Origin of the sequence: Limnohabitans sp., assembly GCF_046052765.1 — a bacterium.
Taxonomy (GTDB): domain Bacteria; phylum Pseudomonadota; class Gammaproteobacteria; order Burkholderiales; family Burkholderiaceae_C; genus Limnohabitans.
Window position 1 is genome coordinate 1 of record NZ_JAVLFQ010000089.1, and the last position, 20,199, is coordinate 20,199.

Below are 20,199 nucleotides of genomic sequence, written 5' to 3' on the forward strand. Positions count from 1 at the left end.
ACCCCAATTACCCAGACCCCAATTACCCAGACCCCAATTACCCAGACCCCAATTACACCAATTACACAATTAACCGATACGGTTTTCTTCGCCGCGTATCAACTTGGCAATATTCGATTGGTGGCGCCAAATCAATATGCCACTCATGATCACTGCTGCCAACAGTACTCGGTTATCCACATACCAGACCACACGGTTGCCTAAAAAATAAAAAGCAGGCGCAAAAACTGCCCCTGCCAATGCCGCAAGTGAGGAATATCTTGTGAAAAACGCCACGATCAACCAAGTAGACATGGTGGCAAGCCCCAGGAACGGTTCGATCCCAAACAACACACCAGCGGCAGTTGCCACGCCTTTACCACCCTTGAAACGGAAAAACACAGGCCAAACATGACCGACAAATGCCGCCAAAGCGACCAAAGCCAGCGTGCCATCTGACATACCTGCTTGTGGGCCATAGTGCACCACAGCCCACACCGGCAACCAACCCTTGACGCCATCGAGCAAAAGCGTCAGCGCTGCAGCAGCTTTATTGCCTGAGCGAAGCACATTGGTGGCCCCCGGGTTTTGGCTTCCATAAGAACGTGGATCTGCCAGACCCATGGCGCGGCTGACCAAGACAGCAAACGACAAAGATCCAATCAAGTAAGCCACCACTGCAGCCAATATCGGGTATGCGATTGATAAATAAATATCCATGAGGTTTAAATGGCTGGATCGCGCAGTTCCCAGCGGATTTCGTCGATGGTTTTCAGCATTTCAGGTGTCAGTGTTTTGCCCCAAGCGTCCAAGTCCTCGTCCAATTGGGCTATGGAAGTCACACCAATGATGGTGCTGGCCACGCGCCACTGTGTATAGCAAAACGCCAACGCCATATCGGTGGGTGTCATACCGTTGTCACGCGCGAGTTGGTTGTAGCGCTTGGCAGCAGCCAGCGCATCAGGTCGCGCCCAGCGTTGTTTACGCACGCTTTCATACTTCGTGATTCGACCTTCTTTAGGTGCGTTGTCACCGAGAAAACCTGACTCATCGTATTTGCCGGTAAGCAGTCCAAACGCCAGCGGTGAATAAGCCAACAATGACACATTCAATCGGTGCATGGTTTCATCCAAGCCATTTTCAGGCACGCGATTCACCAAGCAATACGCGTTTTGCACACTGACGATGCGCGGCAAGTTATGTTGCTCGGCAAGCCGCACAAACTCGTGCACGCCATATGGCGTTTCGTTAGACAAACCGATGTAGCGCACCTTGCCTTGTTTGATCAAACTCGCCAGCGCCTCAAGCTGTTGGTGAATAGATGTGGCTGTTTTTTCGTTTTTGGGATCGTAATAAACACCCCCAAACATAGGCACATGACGCTCTGGCCAATGGATTTGATAAAGGTCAATCACGTCGGTTTGCAAACGCTTCAAACTGGCGTCGCAAGAGGCTTGGATTTCTGCAGGGGTCATGCCTTCGCCAGCACGTACCCAAGGCATGCCGCGTGAAGGCCCTGCCACTTTCGAAGCCAAAACAATTTTTTGGCGCATACCGGGGCGTTTGCTTAACCAATTGCCGATGTAATGCTCGGTTTTGCCATACGACTCAGCAGTAGGCGGAACCGCATAAATTTCAGCCGTATCAAAAAAATTAACACCGCGCTCAATGCTGTGGTCCATGATGGCGTGTGAAGCAGGTTCGTCTACTTGCTGGCCGAAAGTCATGGTGCCCAAAGAAATAGGGGTGACGTGCAAATCGCTTTGACCCAAGCGAACAGGAGTGAGGTTGAGGTTTTTCATGGCTTAGAGTTTACGTGGGCACAAGGGTGGGATTAAAGAGGACGAATCGATTGAATTTACTACGTTCCAGCGCCCACCTAGGGCAGGGATTGCCTGATAAGCAAGCCGATTGATTTACAGTCGTTGGCAGGTGTGTGAGCAACAACCGCTTGCACACGCATTCTTTCTGCTGACAAGACCGACAAATTCAAGCATCAAGGAACCCCATGACCTTACCCATTGAAGCAACGCAGCCTACTGCCATCGTCACAGGTGCGGCGCGCGGCATCGGCCTGGCAACCACCAAACTGTTCGTGAGCAAAGGCTACCGGGTTGCCATGGTTGACCGAGACAAGGCTGAACTGAAAACTGCCGCTGCTGATTTAGAAAACGTCTTGGGCGTGAACTGCGATGTATCTCAAGAAGACCAGGTCAACACCATGGTGCAAAACGTGTTGCAATGGTCTGGTCGCATTGACGTATTGGTCAACAACGCTGGTGTAGCTGATTTCGCAGCGATTCAAGACACCACGTTTGAACGCTGGCAAACGGTCATGCGCACCAATCTGGACGGTGTGTTTTTATGCTCGCAAGCAGCCCTTGATGCGCTTCGTGAGAGCCGCGGTTGTATCGTCAATATTGCGTCCATCTCGGGCTTGCGCGCGTCCACCCTGCGCGTAGCCTACGGCACCTCCAAGGCTGCCGTCATACATCTGACCAAACAACAGGCGGCAGAACTGGGCGAATGGGGCATACGCGTGAACTGCGTCGCACCCGGACCGGTGAAAACCAAACTCGCTGCTGCCGTGCACACACCCGATATTGTGAGCGCATACCACGATGCGATTCCGCTGAACCGTTACGGCAGCGAAGAGGAAATCGCGCGAGTGATTGTGTTTCTCGCCTCCTCAGAGGCCAGTTATTTGACCGGACAGATGATTGCGGTGGACGGCGGTTTTGATGCCAGCGGGGTGGGGTTGCCAGCTTTAAGAATCAATTAAATTGATTATTAATATTGATTTTTTTATAGATAAATAGCAAACATAAATAATTTATGGTGTAGCATTTATTTATAAATATATTCGTAATTTTGTCGATACAAAGTTACCCAAACATTTTCCAAATGTCATTGATAGAAAACTGGAAATTCCTTTGTTATCGCAATGCAAGTGGAAAGAATCAGATATCCACGCACTTGGCACGCTTGTCCAAATCTGGAATGATGAAACTGAGAAGAACTCTGGAACATTTACAAGTCAAACCTCAGACTTCCTGGAGCCGACCGCAGGCCAGCCCGACAGGAAATAACATATATGTGATACATTTCACTGACGAAAATCGTACACAGCATCGACTCTTTGGTCACCATGAAATCATTTTTCAAGAGTTTGTCATCACGCTTTATGGCGTAGAGAAGGACGGTAAATATGACCCTGCAAATTACGCCTCCATCTGTGCAGACAGGCAATGCGAATGCCTGGCCGAACCAGCAAAACACAAATGCTCTTGCTTGGCACGTTTCGACACCCTTTTCCCAGACGGTCAAACCTTACCCTCTAAAAAGCCGCGAGTGGATGCTAGACCCGGAAAATCGCCAAGCCTACATGGTCGCCAGCGTTGAACAAGACATAGCCTGGCAAGTGCGCATCAACCGGGAACGGCGCGGTTGGACACAAAAGCAACTGGCAAAAATGATAGGTACTAAGCAGTCAGCAATTGCCCGCATCGAAGATCCGACTTACGGCAAACATTCGCTGGTCACTTTGACCAAACTGGCAGAGGCGTTCAATTGTGCGCTGATGTTGCGATTGGTGGATTTTGAAAAATTCGCGAACGAAACCGAAGACTTGAGTGAAGACCGTCTTTACATCAAACCCTATGAGGCGACCCATGACTAATGAAATTCAGCAAGCAAAAATCCAGCAGGCATTGAACGTACCACATGGCTTGTTTGTGGTGGACACGGTATTGAAAACAAAATCTAATGGGCAGCAAGTGCAGTTGAGCTTGGGGTGGGCGGCACCAAACGAAGGCATCAATCCGGTGGCAACTCTCTTGATGTCTACCGAGTTTGCTGCAGAGCTTGTAAAGGCTTTGGGGGCCGCCGCGAAGCCTGTCAAGAAAACACTTTAACCACGACTTATTGCCAATCCCTCGGCATACATCCCAATAAACATGACCTCGAATTTGTCTAACCATGACCTGGACTACACACAAACTCAACGGGTCAAGCTGACCACTCTTACAAAAAATGCAACCTGCTACACATCCGTTTGAACTTTTCTAACCTGAACATTACCCCAGCGCTTCATCAAACAGTGACCCGCATGGGTTTGTTTGCGCCCACCCCTATTCAGGCCCAAGGCATACCTCATGCGCTACAAGGCCGTGACATATGGGCCACAGCCCCCACAGGTTCGGGTAAAACGCTGGCATTTGCATTACCCTTGTTGCAACAGCATGTGCTGCAGCCGCGCCAGACCAATTTTCGCCGTCCCATTCGCAGCCTTGTCTTGGTTCCTACCCGCGAGTTGGCGCTGCAGTTAGGGGGAGTCCTCACACATTTGAGTTATTCGCTCAATCTCAAAGTAGCGGTGGTGTATGGCGGCGTCTCCATCAATCCGCAAATGATGGATTTGCGCGGAGGTGCGGATATGGTGGTCGCCACGCCTGGCCGTTTGCTGGATCTGGTCGATCAAAACGCGATTCGACTGAACGATTTGCAACACTTGGTGCTGGACGAGGCCGACCGACTGCTTGACCCGGGCTTTGCAGATGAATTGCAACGCGTGTTGGCGCTGTTGCCTGCCAAGCGTCAGACCTTGTTGTTCTCAGCCACCTTTGCGCCCGAGGTAGAGGCCTTGGCGCAGAGATTACTGCACGATCCTGTGCGCATCACGGTGGAAGCATTTGAGGGCCACAAGCCCGATATCACCCAGCGAGCCATTGCAGTAGACGACAAAAAGCGCACTACTTTGTTGCGCCATTTAATGACAGAAAACAGTTGGAAGCAGGTGCTGGTGTTTGTGGCCACGCGCTACGGCTGCGAGCATGTGGCCAACAAACTTTCAAAAGCAGGCATTAACGCAGCGCCTTTTCATGGCGAGATGAGCCAAGGCGCGCGACAAGATGTGCTGCGAGATTTCAAAACGGGGCGTTGCCACGTGATGGTGACCACTGATCTTGCGTCGCGCGGTATTGACATCGCCATGCTGCCCGTGGTGGTGAATTACGACTTGCCGCGCTCGGCCACCGACTACACCCACCGCATCGGCCGCACTGGCCGCGCAGGTGCGCATGGCGAAGCGCTGAGTTTTGTCACCGCAGAGTCGCGGGCGCATTGGAAGTTGATACACAAACGCGAAAACCTGGAACTGGTTTTGGAGCAAGTACCGGGCTTCGAGCCTTTGGATGAACCGCCTGCGCCGCGAGGCTCCGGCGGTATCAAAGGGAAAAGGCCGAGCAAAAAGGACAAGTTGAGAGCTGCAGTCGGTTGATCAATGTTTAGGTACCTGTGCTTTCTCCTGCTCCCTCAACACCCGCCTCTGCACTTTCCCCGTCGTCGTCATTGGCAACTGATCGATGAACTCGATCTCTTTGGGGTATTCATAAGGTGCCAGCAGGCCGCGCACATGTTGCTGCAACTGCGCCACCAATGCATCTGATGGTGCAAAGCCTGCGGACAACACCACATAGGCCTTCACCAGATTGCCGCGCTCGGCATCGGGTTTGGGCACGACGGCAGCATTGGCCACCGCCGGGTGTTTCACCAAACAGTTTTCGATTTCGCTCGGTCCTATGCGGTAACCGGCGGCTTTGAACACATCGTCTGCGCGGCCTTGGTACCACAGGTAGCCGTCGGCGTCTCGCGTGGCCAAGTCGCCCGTGCGGCACCAGTCGCCGGTGAATTTTCGCTCGGTCGCCTCGGGCTGGTTCCAATAGCCTAAAAAGAAAATGGGATTGGGGTCGCCATGCACATCCCACCTGTGTAATGCCACATCGCCGAGCACGCCAACGGGGCATTCTTTGCCTTTCTCGTCAATCACCGCGACACGGTGTCCGGGGTAAGCACGACCCATACTGCCGGGTTTGGCTGGCCAGCCTACGCCGTCCAAGGTGTCGCCATTCATGGCGCAGTTGCCAACGATGTAATTGATTTCGGTCTGTCCGAACATTTCGTTCACTGTCACACCGAGCTCATCGCGGCAATACGCAAACACCGCATCGCCCACGGCTTCACCCGCACTCATGATGGCTTGCAGGTCCAATTGGAAACGCGCTTGCGGCGATGGGTAGGCTTTCATCATGGCCTTCAACGCCGTAGGAAACAAGAATGTGTGCGTGACTCTGTGCTGTTGCATCAACTCAAAAGCCAAATCAGCCGAGAAGCGCCCTGGCCAGGCGACGATGGGACGACCGAAATACAGCGTTGGTAACAAAGCGTCCATCAAGCCGCCCGTCCATGTCCAGTCGGCGGGTGACCACATGACAGCGTGGCTGCCTGTGGGTAAATCGTCATCTCCTAAGGTATTGACTGCTGAAGTTGCAAAGCCGAACCAGTTCTGGCTGCATACAAAACCGCTGAGGTTACCGATCAAGGCCTGGTGCGGTATCAATGCACCCTTGGGTGGCCCCGTGGTGCCACTGGTGTAAATCAGTACCGCTGGGTCAGCGGCACGCGTGTTGAACAACGGCCATGGGTGTTCACCATGAACAGTTTGTGCGTTGAAAAAAACCTCGCCGCATTCCTTATCCACACCGATACAAGCACGCAATGACGGGCAATCTGGCTGCAATGCCGTCACAGCGGATGCTGACATCGCATCCATAATGGCAAGCACCGCGCCTGAGTCCTGCAATCGATAAAGCAAGGCCTCTGGACCGAACAATTGCGACAGCGGCATGACCACCGCCCCCATTTGCAAAATAGCCATGTAAGCCACCGCAGTCTCGAAACGCTGCGGCAAAACAACGGCCACACGATCGCCGCTGCGAACCCCAAGCTCAGACAGTAGATGACTCAATGCATGAGCCGCTTGCTGCAACTGTGCATAGCTGTGGTGCGTCTGCAAACCAAGGTCGGCATGGTGGCAGACCACTGCAGTTCTGTGTGCATGCACTGGCGATGCAGCCCAACGTCGGGCACAAACTTCAGCAATATTGAAATACGCAGGCACGGCCCAGCCAAAGCGGCTGTGCATACGTGGGTGGTTGTCTGATAAGTGACCGGCTGTCATGCGCTACATCCTTATGATCGGGAGAATGTACCAAGTTCAAAAAGCTTCGCGCACCAGCTTCATCAGATTGCGCCATCTCAATTACCACGTGCGTGAATGGGGCAGCCCCAGACCCGGGCAATTGCCCCTGTTCATGGTGCACGGCTGGATGGATGTCAGCGCGTCTTTTCAATTTGTGGTGGATGCCATGCAACAAGAGCGCCACATCATTTCTCCGGACTGGCGTGGTTTTGGTCTGACCGACTCAGGCGAAGTCGACAGTTTTTGGTATCCAGACTATTTGGCTGATCTCGATGCCTTGATAGACCATTTCCAACCCGAAGGACAAATCGATTTATTGGGTCACAGCATGGGTGGCACCGTGGTCAGTATGTATGCAGGTGCCAGACCCGAAAGAATCCGCCGCTTGATCAACCTAGAGGGGTTTGGACTGGCATCGACCCGACCATCACAAGCACCCGGACGCTATGCAAAATGGCTGAATGAAGTCAAAGCGGCACGGCAGGGTGAATTGAATTTACGTACCTACAAAGACAGTGAAGCTGTTGCACAACGATTGATCAAAACCAACCCACGTTTAAGTCTGGACAAGGCGCTGTGGTTAGCTCAGCACTGGTCAAAGCCGAACGCCCAAGGCGAATGGGAAATTCTGGGTCATCCCGCGCACAAAGTGATCAATCCGTATTTGTTTCGTGTCGAAGAAATGCTGGCTATCTACCAAAGCATCAGCGCACCTGTTCTTAACGTCGAAGCTAGCGAAAACGATTTGGAAAAATGGTGGCAAGGTAAGTACAAGTTGGAAGAGTTTCACGAACGATTGAAATCCATCAAGGACATTCGCTCCGTCACGATTGCACAGGCAGGTCACATGATGCACCACGATCAACCGCTGGATTTAGCGCAACACATCGAGGCTTTTTTGCAGCACACATGACACAAGTCGATGTGCTGATCATTGGAGCAGGTGCAGCAGGTTTATTTTGCGCAGGCATTGCGGCGCAACAGGGTTTGAACGTATTACTCTTGGACCATTACCCCAAAGTAGCTGAAAAAATCCGTATCTCTGGCGGTGGTCGCAGCAACTTCACCAACAAAGACATAGACCCGCGCGCGCCTCACACCCATTTTTTGGGCGAGAACCCCATGTTTGCCCGCAGTGCGCTGAGTCGCTATACCGCCCAAGATTTCATTGCGCTCATGCAAAAACACGGTGTGCCATTCCATGAAAAACACAAAGGCCAGATGTTTTGCGAACGCAGTGCACAGGATGTGATCGATGTTTTGCTGCATGAATGCGAGGCTGGAGCCATGGGTGGCAAAGTCACTCGCTGGCAACCCTGCAGTTTGATTGACCTGACACACAGCGAAAGCCCTGAGCCACACTATTTGGCCAACACCCCCCAAGGTCAGGTGCAAGCCAGCGCCGTGGTGGTGGCGTCTGGCGGCTTGTCCATCCCCAAAATCGGCGCCACCGACATCGGCTACCGCTTGGCCCGCCAATTCGGCTTGCGTATGGTTGAACCTCGCCCCGCACTGGTTCCCCTCACCTTTTCAGCGACCGACTGGCAGCCTTATGCTGGCTTAGCCGGTTTATCGTTGCCGGTGGTTATGGCGACCGGTGATGGAAAAAAACCGACGTCTTTCAACGAAGACCTGCTGTTTACCCACCGAGGTTTGTCTGGACCGGCGGTGTTGCAGATTTCCAGCTACTGGCAGCCAAGCTCCCCAATCCGCTTGAACCTGCTGCCTGACACCGACCTGGCTCAAGCCCTGTTGCAAGCCAAGCAGACATCAAAGAAAAATCTGGCCAATACCTTGGCTGCCTGGCTGCCGTCGCGTTTAGCAGACACCTGGACAGCTGATCACAAAGACTGGCAACGCAGCCTGGCAGACATGCCAGACAAGGCCTTAAAGCAAGTGGCTATGCAACTTCAGAGCTGGACGCTGAATCCATCAGGTACCGAAGGCTATGCCAAAGCCGAGGTCACTGCAGGTGGCGTTGATACCCGCGATTTGTCCCAACAAACCATGGAATCGACCCAAAAAGGCCTTTATTTCATTGGGGAAGTGGTGGATATCACCGGTTGGCTGGGCGGCTACAACTTCCAGTGGGCCTGGTCCAGTGCATTTGCATGTGCCAAAGCCTTGGCAACACGGCTGAAACCGCTATAATTTCGTGTTTGGCGGATCGAGGCTCAAAGCCAGTCCCCTACCCCCGTAACACCGCTGCCTGCATTTGAAGCCCGATCTTCTTCAAATTCTTGGCGAGCACATTTTGAAAATTGTTGTCAATGACCACCATCCGTGTAAAAGAAAACGAGCCCTTTGACGTCGCTTTACGTCGTTTCAAGCGCACCATTGAAAAATTGGGCTTACTCACCGATTTGCGCGCCCGTGAGTTTTATGAAAAACCCACGACAGAACGTAAACGTAAAAAATCCGCGGCGGTCAAACGCCATTACAAACGCGTTCGCAGTATGCAGTTACCTAAAAAACTGTATTGATTTTTTCAGGTCTTGGCCTGACAAGGCTCGCCCGGCCAAGTCCGCGCGGGCCTTTATTTTGACTGGAGCAATCAATGAGCCTTAAAGCGCAAATCACCGAAGACATGAAAACCGCCATGCGTGCCAAAGACAGTGTTCGACTGGGCACCATCCGTTTGTTGCAAGCCGCGATGAAGCAAAAGGAAGTGGACGAACGGGTTGAACTCGATGACGTCATGGTCATCGCCATTGTCGATAAATTGATCAAACAACGCAAAGACTCGGTTGCCGCTTATGTGTCCGCCCAACGCCAAGATCTGGCTGATGTGGAAAGTGCTGAAATCGCAGTCTTGCAAGCCTATTTACCGCAGCGACTGTCGCCAGAAGAGGTGCAAAAAGAAGTCGCTGCCATCGTGGCAGAACTCGGCGCCAGCGGCCCAGGCGACATGGGCAAGGTCATGGGAGCCGTGAAAAGCAGACTGGCTGGCAAGGCAGACATGGGGCAGGTCAGTGCCGCGGTAAAGGCTGCGTTGGCAGGGTAAAGCGGGAGGTCGCAGATTCCTTCGACTATAAACTGGCAGTTAGTGCCTAAAATCTCGTTTTGTTCAGCTTGATTCAAGCGCAATTCACGTCAACCTTTCTTTGCATACACCGTGACTGATTCACCTGTTTACTTGCGCATAGATCACATCACCAAGCGGTTTGGCGATACCGTTGCTGTGAATGATGTCAGCCTAGATATTGAACGCGGAGAAATCTTTGCGTTGCTGGGTTCATCAGGTTGCGGTAAATCCACTTTGCTGAGGGTTCTCTCTGGTTTTGAAAAACCCACCAGCGGCAGCGTCTGGTTGGATGGCAAAGATGTCACCGACTTGCCTCCCTACGAACGTCCGATGAATATGATGTTCCAGTCGTATGCGTTGTTTCCCCATTTGAATGTCTGGGAGAACGTGGCTTTTGGCTTGAAGCGCGACGGCGTGGCAAAAGCAGAAATTGCCCAACGCGTCGAAGATATTTTGCAATTGGTGCAGTTGCAAAAATTCACTCAACGCAGCCCTCACCAACTCTCGGGTGGACAGCAACAACGCGTTGCGTTAGCTCGCAGTTTGGTCAAACGCCCGCAACTGCTGATGCTGGATGAACCCTTGGGTGCATTGGACAAAAAACTGCGCGAAGAAACCCAAGTGGAGTTAGTCAACATCATCAAAAAAGTAGGTGTGACTTGCGTCATGGTGACCCATGACCAAGACGAAGCCATGACCATGGCTGACCGTATCGCCGTCATGAGCGAGGGCCGCTTTTTACAAGTCGGCTCGCCTGGCGAGGTTTATGAATACCCTAATTGTCGATTTGTCGCAGGTTTTGTTGGCAATGTGAACCTGTTGGATGGAGAAATTGCGCAAGACGAGGTTGACGAAGCAGTCATACACAGTGCCGTATGCCGCTTTCATGTCGGACACGGCATTTCTGGTCATTTGGGCATGCCTGTCACCGTCGCTTTGCGCCCAGAAAAAATCCAATTAAGCCTGCAAGATCCCAACCAAGCCTACAACGCAGTGGCTTGCAAGGTTGACAGCTTGTCGTACTTTGGCAGCTACACCAGTTACCAACTGAAAATGGTTAACGGCGACTCTTTGCAAGCATGGATCACCAATACCGACAGACACCATGAGAATATTGAAATTGGTCAACAGCTGTGGGCACACTGGCAGGACAACGCCATGGTGGTCCTCAACCACTGAACAGCCTTAAGAACCGGCGACCTTCATGCGGTTGATCAGCACAGAACCTATGGTTTTAGCGCCATAGCAATAAGCATCAGATCCGATAGCTTGTATGCCCATCAACATATCTTTCATATTGCCTGCAATCGTGATTTCTTGCACCGGGTAGGCGATTTCGCCCTTCTCTACCCAAAAACCACTGGCGCCACGGGAGTAGTCGCCGGTCACGTAGTTAATGCCTTGGCCCATCAACTCAATGACAAACAATCCGGTGCCGAGTTTTTTCAGCATGGCATCGAGATTGTCTTGGGTTTTGGTTTGGGTGGAAGACATGACCAAGTTGTGTGAACCGCCTGCATTACCTGTGGTCGTCATACCGAGCTTGCGGGCTGAATAGCTACTGAGGAAATAGCCTTGTACTTTGCCGTCGTGTATCAACTGACGTGCGCTTGTTTTAACGCCCTCCTCGTCAAACGGAGAGCTGCCTTTGCCTCGTAAAACAAACGGGTCTTCCTGTACGTTGATATGCGCTGGCAATACTTGCTTGCCCAAGGAATCCAGCAAAAAACTGCTTTTACGGTAAAGCGAACCGCCGCTCAAGGCATGTACCAATCCACCGAGTAAACCGGCGGCCAATGGAGATTCGAACAACACAGGGCAACTGATGGTGCGAATTTTGCGGCTGTTCAATCGGCTCAAAGCCCGCTCTGCGGCGTAACGACCTACCACTTCGGGCGAAGCCAGTTCGTCCGGATGGCGCATGGAGCTGTACCAGGCGTCGCGTTGCATATCTTCGCCCGTGCCCGCAATCGGCGCGACGGACAAACTGTGTCGGGAACTGGCATAGCCACCGCGAAAACCATGGGTATGTGCGCTGAAGAAATGGCTTTGTTGTGCTGATACCGCTGCACCTTCGCTGTTGGTGATACGCGCATCAGTTTTCAAGGCCGATGCTTCGCATCGCAAGGCCAACTCTGCCGCTTGTTCGCTGTTGATAGACCAGGGATGAAACAAGTCCAGATCGCGCTGTTCATGTGCAATCAAATCTGCATCAGGCAAACCTGCCATCGGGTCTTCCGCTGTGAAACGGGCGATATCGTGCGCGGCCTTGACCGTACGTTCAATGGCAGCCTCGGAAAAATCTGACGTGCTGGCACCGCCTCGGCGTTTACCCATGTACACGGTGATACCAAGGGATTTGTCGCGGTTACGTTCTACGTTTTCAAGCTCACCTTTGCGCACGGAAACGCTCAAGCCACAGCCCTCGGAAGCTTCGGCGGCTGCATCGCTGGCACCAAGACGCAAAGCATGCGCCAGCGCAGAATCAACAAGCGCTTCAAACTGAGCACGACTGTGGCTGAAGCCTGGTAGGGCTTGATCGGAGGAGGATTGGGGGGGGGAATGTGGTTTCATATCGACAGCTATGATACTTGCCACACCATTAACCCCAGACCATGTCCCGCAAACCCACCAAAGGTTATTACGTCAAAGGTCATTTTGTTGCCGAAGGCAGCGAACTTGATCTTGAACTCAAGCGCGAGCTCAAGGGCAGCGACAGCGCCAGCCGAACCGACCTTAAACGCGAAAGCTTTGAATTGCAAAAGCTTGGCGAAGACTTGTTGCAATTGCGCCAAGACGCTATGAAGCAACTGGTTGCTCAACAACACGTGCCCGAATTGCTGTTCGAAGCCATCAGGGACGCCAAAAAAATCACCAACTTCGAAGGCCTTCGCCGTCAAATGCAATTCGTCGGCAAACTGATGCGCAAACTCGACGAACCGCAAGTGCAAGCGATTCGCGCGGCTCTTGATGTACAGCACAATGGAAGCGCGGAGGAAACGCTGGCCTTGCACATGGCAGAGCACTGGCGTGAGCGTTTACTCAAAGAGGATGAATCGCTGGCCGATTGGCTCGCGGCTCACCCTGATACTGACAGTCAGCAATTACGCGCCTTGATTCGCCAAGCTCGCAAGGACGGCCTACCAGATAAAAGCGCTGTATCGCAAGGTGCGTTTCCTCGCCAAGGCCGTGCTTACCGAGATATTTTTAAACTCGTGCGCGATCAGCTGTCCGCGCACAAAGCTGACACCACATGAACGCAGATCCCAACTTAGACACCATCCACATTGGTATCGTTTCTATCAGCGACCGCGCCTCCAGCGGCACCTACGAAGACAAAGGCCTGCCCGCCTTGCGCGAATGGCTGCAACAGGCTTTGCACAATCCGCTGGTGTTTGAAGCTCGCTTGATTCCCGATGAACAAGCACTGATCAGCCAGACGTTGATAGAACTGGTGGACGCCGGTTGTTCACTGGTGCTAACCACCGGCGGTACTGGGCCGGCCATACGGGACGTGACACCGGAAGCGACACTGGCTGTCGCAGACAAGGAAATGCCCGGCTTTGGCGAACAAATGCGCCAGATCAGCCTGCGCTTTGTTCCCACAGCTATTTTGTCCAGACAAGCAGCGGTGATCAGAGGAGGCAGTCTGATCATCAATTTGCCGGGGCAACCCAAATCAATCACTGAAACCTTGGGCGGTTTGAAAGATGCGCAAGGGGCAAGCTTGGTTGACGGTATTTTTGCGGCCGTGCCGTATTGCATCGATTTGATTGGCGGGCCTTACATGCAAACCCGCGACGCATTTTGCAAAGCATTCCGACCAAAGACTGCCGCGCGTGCATATGTGCCGCCCGTCTGAGCACCATTTATGGGTGCAGGTGGAAAGTGACCTTGCTGATATCGAAATACATTTTTTCAAAAAACAGTTCACTAGACGCATTAGTGTTGCTGGTAACGCGTAAATGTGAAGGCTGAGGACTGCTCATGACAGCATCCTCTGGCGAATAATTCAGGGTGGTGAATACATACTTTTCCAGCGACCGCAAAAATACCGAAAACCCTGGCACATTGAGCTGCGCCGGGTCATCGCACACCATCCACCAATGGCTGTGAAATTGATTCGGTGGATACAAATTCAGTTTGATCACGCAGTCGCTGACCATCAAACCGTATTGCTCGACACTGAAAGACAACTCGGCATTGAAATCGCCATTCTCTAAGCGCTGAAAAATCAGGCTGTGGGGATGCAGTTTGATAAATGCAGACATGTTTTTTTGATCGGCATGAAACAGTCGCGCTTTACACCTTCTCAATCAATCAGCTTGTTCAACTTTTCAATGTCTGCATGTATATTTTTAGCTGCCCCCTGCGGCACGCAATCCGTGGCATTCAACGACCCTTGCGATAATTTTTCCAGCGCCTGCCACAGCATGGCAATTTGCTTGTCCTGTTCGGCCGTGTAATCGATCAATCCGCGGATGGCCTGACTCAGGGGGTCGTCGTTTTGCGTTACACCATAGGCGGAAAAACCCATTTTTGAAGCCACCTCTTCTCGCACCGCCTCGGTGTTAGCTTCAATGATGCGAGCCGGGTTACCAACCGCTGTAGCACCTGCGGGTACTGGTTTGGTGACCACTGCGTTGCTGCCGACTTTGGCACCGTCACCGACGGTGAAACCGCCGAGCACTTTGGCCCCAGCACCTATCACCACGTTACGCCCCAGAGTCGGGTGACGTTTAGCGCCTTTGTAAAGTGATGTGCCGCCCAATGTCACACCTTGATAAATCGTGCAGCCATCACCAATCTCTGCGGTTTCGCCGACCACCACGCCCATGGCGTGGTCAAAAAAAACGCCCGAGCCAATCACTGCCGCCGGATGGATTTCAATGCCGGTGAAGAAACGCGCCATGTGGGAGATGAAACGCCCCAGCCATTTCAATCCCATGCCCCAGCAGGCGTGTGCTAACCGGTGCAGCACCACGGCATGCAATCCGGGGTAGCAAGTCAACACCTCGAAACCGCTGCGCGCGGCAGGGTCACGATCGAGAATGGTTTGTATATCGGAGCGAATTCTTGAGAACATGCAAAGAGTCTAACTTTTTCGCTGCGAGACCTGCGTCATGGCTTTGGCAATGCCCCGCAATATATGCACCTCTTCTTCGCTTAAACCCGCGCGGTTGAACAACTGGTTCAAGCGTGGCATGAGTTTTTTGGGCGCTTGCGGGTCGAGAAAGCCGATGTCTGTGAGTGATTGTTGCCAATGCGACAACAAACCGGCGATTTGCGCCGCGTCGGCATGGACTGCCGTAGCGACAGCATCTTCTACCGCAAAGCCGCCCAAGGCCAGTCGCCATTCATACGCAATGACTTGTACGGCTCCCGCAATATTCAATGAGCCAAATGCCGGGTCGGTCGGGATACTCAGCGCCACATGACAGCGGTATACGTCCTCGTTTTTCATGCCAAAACGCTCTGAACCAAACAAAAACGCCATGCCACCACTGGCATCGGCGGCGGCTGGCATTTGCGCAAAATGATCACGCGGTGTGCGCGTCGGCGGGCCGAAATCACGCGGCGTCATAGCCGTCGCGCACACATGCGTCATGCCATGCAAGGCTTCGTCCAGTGTGTCGACAATACGTGCGTTTTCGAGCACATTCAGCGCACCACTGGCTCGTTGAATTGTTTCCTCGCGGCGCAACACATTGGCCCAGCGCGGCTTGACCAGCACCAGATCGTCAAAGCCCATGACGCGCATGGCGCGGGCAGTCGCACCGACATTGCCGGCGTGGCTGGTTTCGATCAAAATAAAACGCGTGTGCATAGGACTAAAATAACCGCTATTGTCGCCGCCCGCTCAGACGGGCGTGTTTTTTTGCTCCAGACGCTGCTTGTACGCGTTCAACACAGGCTTCGCTGTCCCCTTCATGACCACCACTGCCTCTTCATCCTCCATCCACCCCATGCTGAATATCGCCATCAAGGCGGCGCGTTCGGCCGGAGCCATCATTAACCGCGCGGCACTGGATGTGGAATCGGTTCGAGTCTCGAAAAAAATGGAAAACGACTTTGTCACCGAAGTCGACCAAGCCAGCGAAAACATCATCATTGAAACCTTACTCAATGCCTACCCTGACCACGGCATTCTGGCCGAAGAGTCCGGCAAAACACATGGCAATCCGAACGCAGAACATGTGTGGATCATCGATCCGTTGGACGGCACCACCAATTTCATTCATGGCTTTCCTTTTTATTGCGTCAGCATTGCATTGCAAAGCCGCGGCCGCTTAGAACAGGCCGTGGTTTTCGACCCGTCGCGCAACGATTTGTTCACCTCGACTCGCGGGCGTGGCGCCTTTTTGAATGACCGGCGCTTACGCGTGAGCAAACGCATACGCATGAACGAATGTCTGATCACCACCGGCTTTCCGTTTCGCGAGGGTGACGATTTCACGGCCTACCTGAGCATGTTGAGCGAGGTGATGAAACGCACCGCCGGTGTACGTCGCCCTGGCGCGGCGGCACTGGACTTGGCCTACGTGGCGGCAGGTTTCAGTGACGGTTTTTTTGAAAATGGTCTGCATCCTTGGGACATGGCCGCGGGCGCCTTGCTGATCACTGAAGCCGGTGGCTTGGTGGGCAACTTCACAGGCGAGGCAGATTATTTGTACCAACACGAATGCTTGGCAGCCAACCCTAAAATTTACGGTCAGATGGTGACTCTGCTGCAACCCTATTCCAAGTTTTCAAGTGTGGCAGACAAGGCGGTGGCGGCTCAGGCTATCGCTGAATTGCGCCAAGACATTGACAGCACAAAATAAGCATTGAGCAGTGCTGTGTAACCATGGCAGACACATCCACGCACACTCCCATGATGACCCAGTACCTGGGTCTGAAAGCAGACTTTCCGCAGACCCTGTTGTTCTACCGCATGGGAGACTTTTATGAACTGTTTTTTGAAGACGCGGAAAAAGCTGCGCGATTACTTGACATCACTTTGACGCAACGCGGTCAATCCGCCGGTCAACCAGTGGTGATGGCTGGCGTGCCGTTTCACTCAGTTGACAACTATCTGTCACGCTTGATCAAACTGGGTGAATCGGTTGCCATTTGCGAACAAGTGGGTGAGGTCGGCGGTAAAGGCCCGGTCGAGCGCAAAGTAGTTCGCGTGGTCACGCCAGGTACCTTGACCGATGCCGAATTATTGAGTGATAAGACCGAGGCTTATGTGCTGGCGGTGCACGCCAGTGAACGTGCAGGCAAAGCCCAAGGCTGCGGACTGGCATGGTTGAGCGTGACCGAGGGCGTATTGCGCATGGCCGAATGCTCAGCGGATCAATTGCCTGCTTGGATTGGACGTATTGCCCCTAGTGAAGTGATTTTCAGCAGCGAACTGCCCGCGCATTTGCTGCCCTTGCTGTCGAGTGTGAGCGTTAAGTCTGAACGGCCGTCATGGGCGTTTGACAGTAGCTTAGGCAAGCGCAAACTGCTAGAACAATTGCACGCGGCCTCCTTGGATGCTTGGCAAGCACAAGACCTGGTGCAAGCACACGCTGCAGCCTCTGCCTTACTGGCCTATGCAGAACACACGCAAGGGCGTAGCCTGACCCATGTGCAAAAGCTACGGGTCGAGCGTCATGAAGAACGCATTGACTTACCTGCCAGCACACGGCGTAATCTGGAATTGACGCAAACGCTGCGTGGCGAAGACAGCCCCACAGTGTTTTCTCTGATGGACACTTGCATGACAGGCATGGGCAGTCGCACATTGAAACGCTGGCTGCTAGAGCCGCCGCGAGATCGCACGCTGGCACAACAAAGACTGGACGCCATCGCTGCCTTGCAAGGTGAACATGGCGCTGGTGTGTGGCGTGATTTACGCACGGCGTTGAAAGGCTTGGGCGATGTGCAACGTATCAGTGCGCGAATTGCGTTGCGCCAGGTCAGGCCGCGCGAGTTGGTGGCGCTGGGTCTGGCGCTGCAACGTGCAGCATTGCTACCCGACACGCTGTCATCAGCGGCAGACACGCCCTGGCTGCAAACACTCAGTAAATCGTTGGTTTCTCCGCCTGAATGCGCCGACTTACTGCATCGCGCACTGCTGAGCGAACCGTCAGCGCTGGTACGCGACGGCGGCGTCATCAACCATGGTTTTGATGCTGAGTTAGATGAGTTGCGCAACATACAAAACCATGGCGACAGTTTTTTGCTGGAACTCGAAATGCGAGAACGCGAGCGTACAGGCATCCATAACTTGAAAGTGCAGTTCAATCGGGTGCACGGTTTTTACATCGAAGTTACGCAAGGACAGCTTGAACGAGTACCCGACGATTACCGTCGCAGACAAACCTTAAAGAATGCAGAACGCTTCATCACGCCAGAGTTAAAGGCCTTTGAAGACAAGGCATTGTCGGCACAAGAACGCGGCCTGTCGCGCGAAAAATTTCTCTTCGAACAGTTGCTGGATGAACTGCAACAGTTTGTACCCGCACTGTCGCAAGTAGCTTGGGCCTTGGCGACGCTTGACGTATTGACTACCCTCAGCGAACGTTCATTGACACTCCACTGGTGCGCACCCGTTTTGGTGAATACACCAGGCATCCATATCACTCGTGGTCGGCACCCAGTGGTCGAGTCACGACTGGCCGAAAACGGCGGCAGCTTTATTGCCAACGATACGCAGCTTGGTCCTTCACAGCGCATGCAAATCATCACCGGGCCGAACATGGGCGGTAAATCCACGTACATGCGGCAAGTGGCTTTGATTGTGTTGCTGGCCAGCATCGGCAGCCACGTGCCCGCTGACGCTTGTAGTATCGGTCCGATTGACGCCATACATACTCGCATAGGTGCGGCAGATGATTTGGCCAATGCCCAGTCCACGTTCATGCTGGAGATGACCGAGGGTGCGCAAATTCTGCATGCGGCCACGCCCAACAGTTTGGTGCTGATGGATGAAATTGGACGCGGCACCTCTACCTTTGATGGGTTGGCATTGGCCAGCGGTATTGCAACTTACCTGCACGATAAATCCCAGTCTTACAGCTTGTTCGCCACCCATTATTTTGAATTGACCGAGTTTGCTACCAGTCACCGCTTTGCAGTCAATATGCACGTCAGCGCCGCTGAGAGCGGCAACGACATTGTGTTTTTGCACGAACTACAACCCGGCCCTGCAAGCCGCAGTTACGGTATCCAAGTGGCTCGCTTAGCGGGTATGCCAGTCAGCGTGTTGAACCATGCCAAGCATGCGCTGTCCGCTTTGGAGTCGGATGCACAAAACTCGCGCGCGCAAGTGGACTTGTTTGCGCAACCGCCCGAAGCCATCGATACGGGACCCTCTCCTGTGCAAGCCCAACTGGCACAGATGGACCCAGACACCATGAGTCCGCGCGAAGCGCTGGACGCCTTATACGCTTTGAAAAAATTACTGTGATACCTTGACATGACCACTTATCCCGATTGCCCTGCCGGTCAGCCATTGATTCTTTTCTTTCACGGCAACAGTTTTCCAGCCAGCACTTACAGCGTCATGCTCAATGAATTACGTCAGCGGAACTTGCAAGTCCAGGCCTTGGAAAAAATTGGCCACAACCCGGCTTTTCCCGTCACCAGCAACTGGCCGCATTTGGTCGAGGAAGTACATGCATTTGCCCAACCATTGATCGCGGCGCACAGTGGCCCCGTGGTCTTGGTCGGCCATTCCTTGGGCGGCATGCTCAGCCTGATGTTGGCCGCACAGTACCCCCATCTGGCGCATGGCGTGGTGATGGTGGATGCGCCTGCGGTGGGTGGATTACAGGCCAAAGTGCTGCAACTCTCCAAAACCCTTTCTTTGAACAAGAAGTTTTCTCCCGGCGCAATCAGCCGCAAAAGAAGAAATGAATGGCTTTCTTTGGAAGAAGTACGAGCGCATTTCGCTTCAAAAAAAGTATTTGCACGATGGGATCCGCAAGTATTGAATGATTACGTGTTGCAGGGCACGCGTGAAGAAAAATCCGAAGCAGGTGTGCGGCGCGTATTGAGTTTTAACCGCGACATTGAAACGCTGATTTACAACAACGTCCCTCATAATTTGGAACGCTTATTAAAAAAACACCCTCTGACTTGCCCAGTCAGTTTGGTGGCAGCGCGTCACTCACGCGAAATGCGG

At 53.1% G+C, this 20,199-nt stretch carries 21 protein-coding genes; 14 read left to right on the forward strand and 7 right to left on the reverse strand.

The window, feature by feature from the left end; all coding sequences use genetic code 11:
• Window positions 1–69: 69 nt before the first annotated feature.
• Together plsY and AC9UG7_RS12445 are read right to left on the reverse strand one after the other, a co-directional pair.
• Entirely contained in the window at window positions 70–699 is a 630-nt protein-coding gene (gene plsY / locus AC9UG7_RS12440; RefSeq protein ID WP_509588321.1) for a glycerol-3-phosphate 1-O-acyltransferase PlsY, read from the reverse strand.
• A 5-nt stretch (window positions 700–704) separates the two neighbouring features.
• Window positions 705–1,781 carry an aldo/keto reductase gene (locus tag AC9UG7_RS12445; protein WP_509588323.1) on the reverse strand — a complete coding sequence of 359 codons (1,077 nt, stop codon included), beginning with the start codon at window positions 1,779–1,781 and terminating at the stop codon, window positions 705–707.
• 206 nt (window positions 1,782–1,987) lie between these two features.
• On the opposite strand from AC9UG7_RS12445, the gene AC9UG7_RS12450 reads away from it, so the two are divergent.
• From AC9UG7_RS12450 to AC9UG7_RS12465, 4 genes are all read left to right on the forward strand, one after another.
• A complete protein-coding gene (locus AC9UG7_RS12450; protein ID WP_509588325.1) occupies window positions 1,988–2,761 on the forward strand; it encodes an SDR family NAD(P)-dependent oxidoreductase in 774 nt (257 codons plus the stop codon).
• A 426-nt stretch (window positions 2,762–3,187) separates the two neighbouring features.
• Window positions 3,188–3,658, forward strand: coding sequence for a helix-turn-helix domain-containing protein (locus tag AC9UG7_RS12455; RefSeq protein ID WP_509588327.1), 471 nt, complete (start codon window positions 3,188–3,190; stop codon window positions 3,656–3,658).
• Window positions 3,651–3,893: a hypothetical protein gene (locus AC9UG7_RS12460; protein ID WP_509588329.1), complete on the forward strand. Its 243-nt coding sequence runs from the start codon at window positions 3,651–3,653 to the stop codon at window positions 3,891–3,893. Before AC9UG7_RS12455 ends, AC9UG7_RS12460 begins: the two co-directional genes overlap by 8 nt.
• A 140-nt stretch (window positions 3,894–4,033) precedes the next feature.
• The gene (locus tag AC9UG7_RS12465; protein ID WP_509588331.1) at window positions 4,034–5,257 is read left to right on the forward strand and encodes a DEAD/DEAH box helicase; all 1,224 of its coding nucleotides are present in this window, start codon (window positions 4,034–4,036) and stop codon (window positions 5,255–5,257) included.
• On the opposite strand, the gene AC9UG7_RS12470 is transcribed toward AC9UG7_RS12465, so the two are convergent.
• Window positions 5,258–6,997, reverse strand: coding sequence for an acetate--CoA ligase (locus tag AC9UG7_RS12470; RefSeq protein ID WP_509588333.1), 1,740 nt, complete (start codon window positions 6,995–6,997; stop codon window positions 5,258–5,260).
• Between AC9UG7_RS12470 and AC9UG7_RS12475 the strand changes: the two genes are divergently transcribed.
• From AC9UG7_RS12475 to AC9UG7_RS12495, 5 genes are all read left to right on the forward strand, one after another.
• On the forward strand, window positions 6,996–7,931 hold the full coding sequence (locus tag AC9UG7_RS12475) for an alpha/beta fold hydrolase (protein ID WP_509588336.1): 936 nt from the start codon (window positions 6,996–6,998) through the stop codon (window positions 7,929–7,931). The two genes, AC9UG7_RS12470 and AC9UG7_RS12475, sit on opposite strands and share 2 nt — an antisense overlap.
• The gene (locus AC9UG7_RS12480) at window positions 7,928–9,169 is read left to right on the forward strand and encodes a BaiN/RdsA family NAD(P)/FAD-dependent oxidoreductase (protein WP_509588338.1); all 1,242 of its coding nucleotides are present in this window, start codon (window positions 7,928–7,930) and stop codon (window positions 9,167–9,169) included. The genes AC9UG7_RS12475 and AC9UG7_RS12480 overlap by 4 nt, the downstream gene beginning before the upstream one ends.
• 119 nt (window positions 9,170–9,288) lie before the next feature.
• Window positions 9,289–9,501, forward strand: coding sequence for a 30S ribosomal protein S21 (gene rpsU / locus AC9UG7_RS12485; RefSeq protein ID WP_092756237.1), 213 nt, complete (start codon window positions 9,289–9,291; stop codon window positions 9,499–9,501).
• 74 nt (window positions 9,502–9,575) lie between these two features.
• On the forward strand, window positions 9,576–10,022 hold the full coding sequence (locus AC9UG7_RS12490; protein WP_509588343.1) for a GatB/YqeY domain-containing protein: 447 nt from the start codon (window positions 9,576–9,578) through the stop codon (window positions 10,020–10,022).
• Between the two features lie 111 nt (window positions 10,023–10,133).
• Window positions 10,134–11,222: an ABC transporter ATP-binding protein gene (locus AC9UG7_RS12495; protein WP_509588345.1), complete on the forward strand. Its 1,089-nt coding sequence runs from the start codon at window positions 10,134–10,136 to the stop codon at window positions 11,220–11,222.
• Window positions 11,223–11,228: 6 nt separating this feature from the next.
• Here the strand turns inward: AC9UG7_RS12495 and pmbA are convergent, their stop codons facing one another.
• Window positions 11,229–12,617 carry a metalloprotease PmbA gene (pmbA, locus tag AC9UG7_RS12500; RefSeq protein ID WP_509588347.1) on the reverse strand — a complete coding sequence of 463 codons (1,389 nt, stop codon included), beginning with the start codon at window positions 12,615–12,617 and terminating at the stop codon, window positions 11,229–11,231.
• Between the two features lie 41 nt (window positions 12,618–12,658).
• On the opposite strand from pmbA, the gene yjgA reads away from it, so the two are divergent.
• Window positions 12,659–13,300: a ribosome biogenesis factor YjgA gene (gene yjgA, locus AC9UG7_RS12505; RefSeq protein WP_509588349.1), complete on the forward strand. Its 642-nt coding sequence runs from the start codon at window positions 12,659–12,661 to the stop codon at window positions 13,298–13,300.
• Window positions 13,297–13,905 (forward strand): molybdopterin adenylyltransferase, encoded by a 609-nt coding sequence (mog, locus tag AC9UG7_RS12510; RefSeq protein ID WP_509588351.1) that lies wholly within the window; start codon window positions 13,297–13,299, stop codon window positions 13,903–13,905. Before yjgA ends, mog begins: the two co-directional genes overlap by 4 nt.
• A gap of 7 nt (window positions 13,906–13,912) precedes the next feature.
• Here mog and AC9UG7_RS12515 read toward each other — a convergent pair whose 3' ends face one another.
• The 3 genes from AC9UG7_RS12515 to AC9UG7_RS12525 are packed head-to-tail and all read right to left on the reverse strand — an operon-like array spanning window position 13,913 to window position 15,870.
• Window positions 13,913–14,314: a hypothetical protein gene (locus AC9UG7_RS12515; protein WP_509588353.1), complete on the reverse strand. Its 402-nt coding sequence runs from the start codon at window positions 14,312–14,314 to the stop codon at window positions 13,913–13,915.
• A 41-nt stretch (window positions 14,315–14,355) separates the two neighbouring features.
• Window positions 14,356–15,129 (reverse strand): serine O-acetyltransferase, encoded by a 774-nt coding sequence (cysE, locus tag AC9UG7_RS12520; RefSeq protein WP_509588355.1) that lies wholly within the window; start codon window positions 15,127–15,129, stop codon window positions 14,356–14,358.
• Between the two features lie 9 nt (window positions 15,130–15,138).
• Entirely contained in the window at window positions 15,139–15,870 is a 732-nt protein-coding gene (locus tag AC9UG7_RS12525; RefSeq protein ID WP_509588358.1) for an RNA methyltransferase, read from the reverse strand.
• A gap of 103 nt (window positions 15,871–15,973) precedes the next feature.
• Here AC9UG7_RS12525 and AC9UG7_RS12530 point away from each other — a divergent pair, with 103 nt between their 5' ends.
• The 3 genes from AC9UG7_RS12530 to AC9UG7_RS12540 all read left to right on the forward strand — a co-directional run.
• Window positions 15,974–16,867: an inositol monophosphatase family protein gene (locus AC9UG7_RS12530; protein WP_509588360.1), complete on the forward strand. Its 894-nt coding sequence runs from the start codon at window positions 15,974–15,976 to the stop codon at window positions 16,865–16,867.
• 23 nt (window positions 16,868–16,890) lie between these two features.
• Complete coding sequence (gene mutS / locus AC9UG7_RS12535) at window positions 16,891–19,482, forward strand: DNA mismatch repair protein MutS (protein ID WP_509588362.1); 2,592 nt, start codon at window positions 16,891–16,893, stop codon at window positions 19,480–19,482.
• A 9-nt stretch (window positions 19,483–19,491) separates the two neighbouring features.
• Window positions 19,492–20,199 (forward strand): alpha/beta hydrolase (locus AC9UG7_RS12540; protein WP_509588364.1); only part of this gene is annotated, 708 nt, incomplete at its 3' end.

Excerpts from the sequence above, each read along its gene's own strand:
- plsY (WP_509588321.1), bottom strand. The coding sequence starts at position 699 with ATGGATATTTATTTATCAATCGCATACCCGATATTGGCTGCAGTGGTG.
- AC9UG7_RS12445 (WP_509588323.1), bottom strand. The coding sequence starts at position 1,781 with ATGAAAAACCTCAACCTCACTCCTGTTCGCTTGGGTCAAAGCGATTTG.
- AC9UG7_RS12450 (WP_509588325.1), top strand. The coding sequence starts at position 1,988 with ATGACCTTACCCATTGAAGCAACGCAGCCTACTGCCATCGTCACAGGT.
- AC9UG7_RS12455 (WP_509588327.1), top strand. The coding sequence starts at position 3,188 with ATGACCCTGCAAATTACGCCTCCATCTGTGCAGACAGGCAATGCGAAT.
- AC9UG7_RS12460 (WP_509588329.1), top strand. The coding sequence starts at position 3,651 with ATGACTAATGAAATTCAGCAAGCAAAAATCCAGCAGGCATTGAACGTA.
- AC9UG7_RS12475 (WP_509588336.1), top strand. The coding sequence starts at position 6,996 with ATGCGCTACATCCTTATGATCGGGAGAATGTACCAAGTTCAAAAAGCT.
- AC9UG7_RS12470 (WP_509588333.1), bottom strand. The coding sequence starts at position 6,997 with ATGACAGCCGGTCACTTATCAGACAACCACCCACGTATGCACAGCCGC.
- AC9UG7_RS12480 (WP_509588338.1), top strand. The coding sequence starts at position 7,928 with ATGACACAAGTCGATGTGCTGATCATTGGAGCAGGTGCAGCAGGTTTA.
- rpsU (WP_092756237.1), top strand. The coding sequence starts at position 9,289 with ATGACCACCATCCGTGTAAAAGAAAACGAGCCCTTTGACGTCGCTTTA.
- AC9UG7_RS12490 (WP_509588343.1), top strand. The coding sequence starts at position 9,576 with ATGAGCCTTAAAGCGCAAATCACCGAAGACATGAAAACCGCCATGCGT.
- pmbA (WP_509588347.1), bottom strand. The coding sequence starts at position 12,617 with ATGAAACCACATTCCCCCCCCCAATCCTCCTCCGATCAAGCCCTACCA.
- yjgA (WP_509588349.1), top strand. The coding sequence starts at position 12,659 with ATGTCCCGCAAACCCACCAAAGGTTATTACGTCAAAGGTCATTTTGTT.
- mog (WP_509588351.1), top strand. The coding sequence starts at position 13,297 with ATGAACGCAGATCCCAACTTAGACACCATCCACATTGGTATCGTTTCT.
- AC9UG7_RS12515 (WP_509588353.1), bottom strand. The coding sequence starts at position 14,314 with ATGTCTGCATTTATCAAACTGCATCCCCACAGCCTGATTTTTCAGCGC.
- cysE (WP_509588355.1), bottom strand. The coding sequence starts at position 15,129 with ATGTTCTCAAGAATTCGCTCCGATATACAAACCATTCTCGATCGTGAC.
- AC9UG7_RS12525 (WP_509588358.1), bottom strand. The coding sequence starts at position 15,870 with ATGCACACGCGTTTTATTTTGATCGAAACCAGCCACGCCGGCAATGTC.
- AC9UG7_RS12530 (WP_509588360.1), top strand. The coding sequence starts at position 15,974 with ATGACCACCACTGCCTCTTCATCCTCCATCCACCCCATGCTGAATATC.
- mutS (WP_509588362.1), top strand. The coding sequence starts at position 16,891 with ATGGCAGACACATCCACGCACACTCCCATGATGACCCAGTACCTGGGT.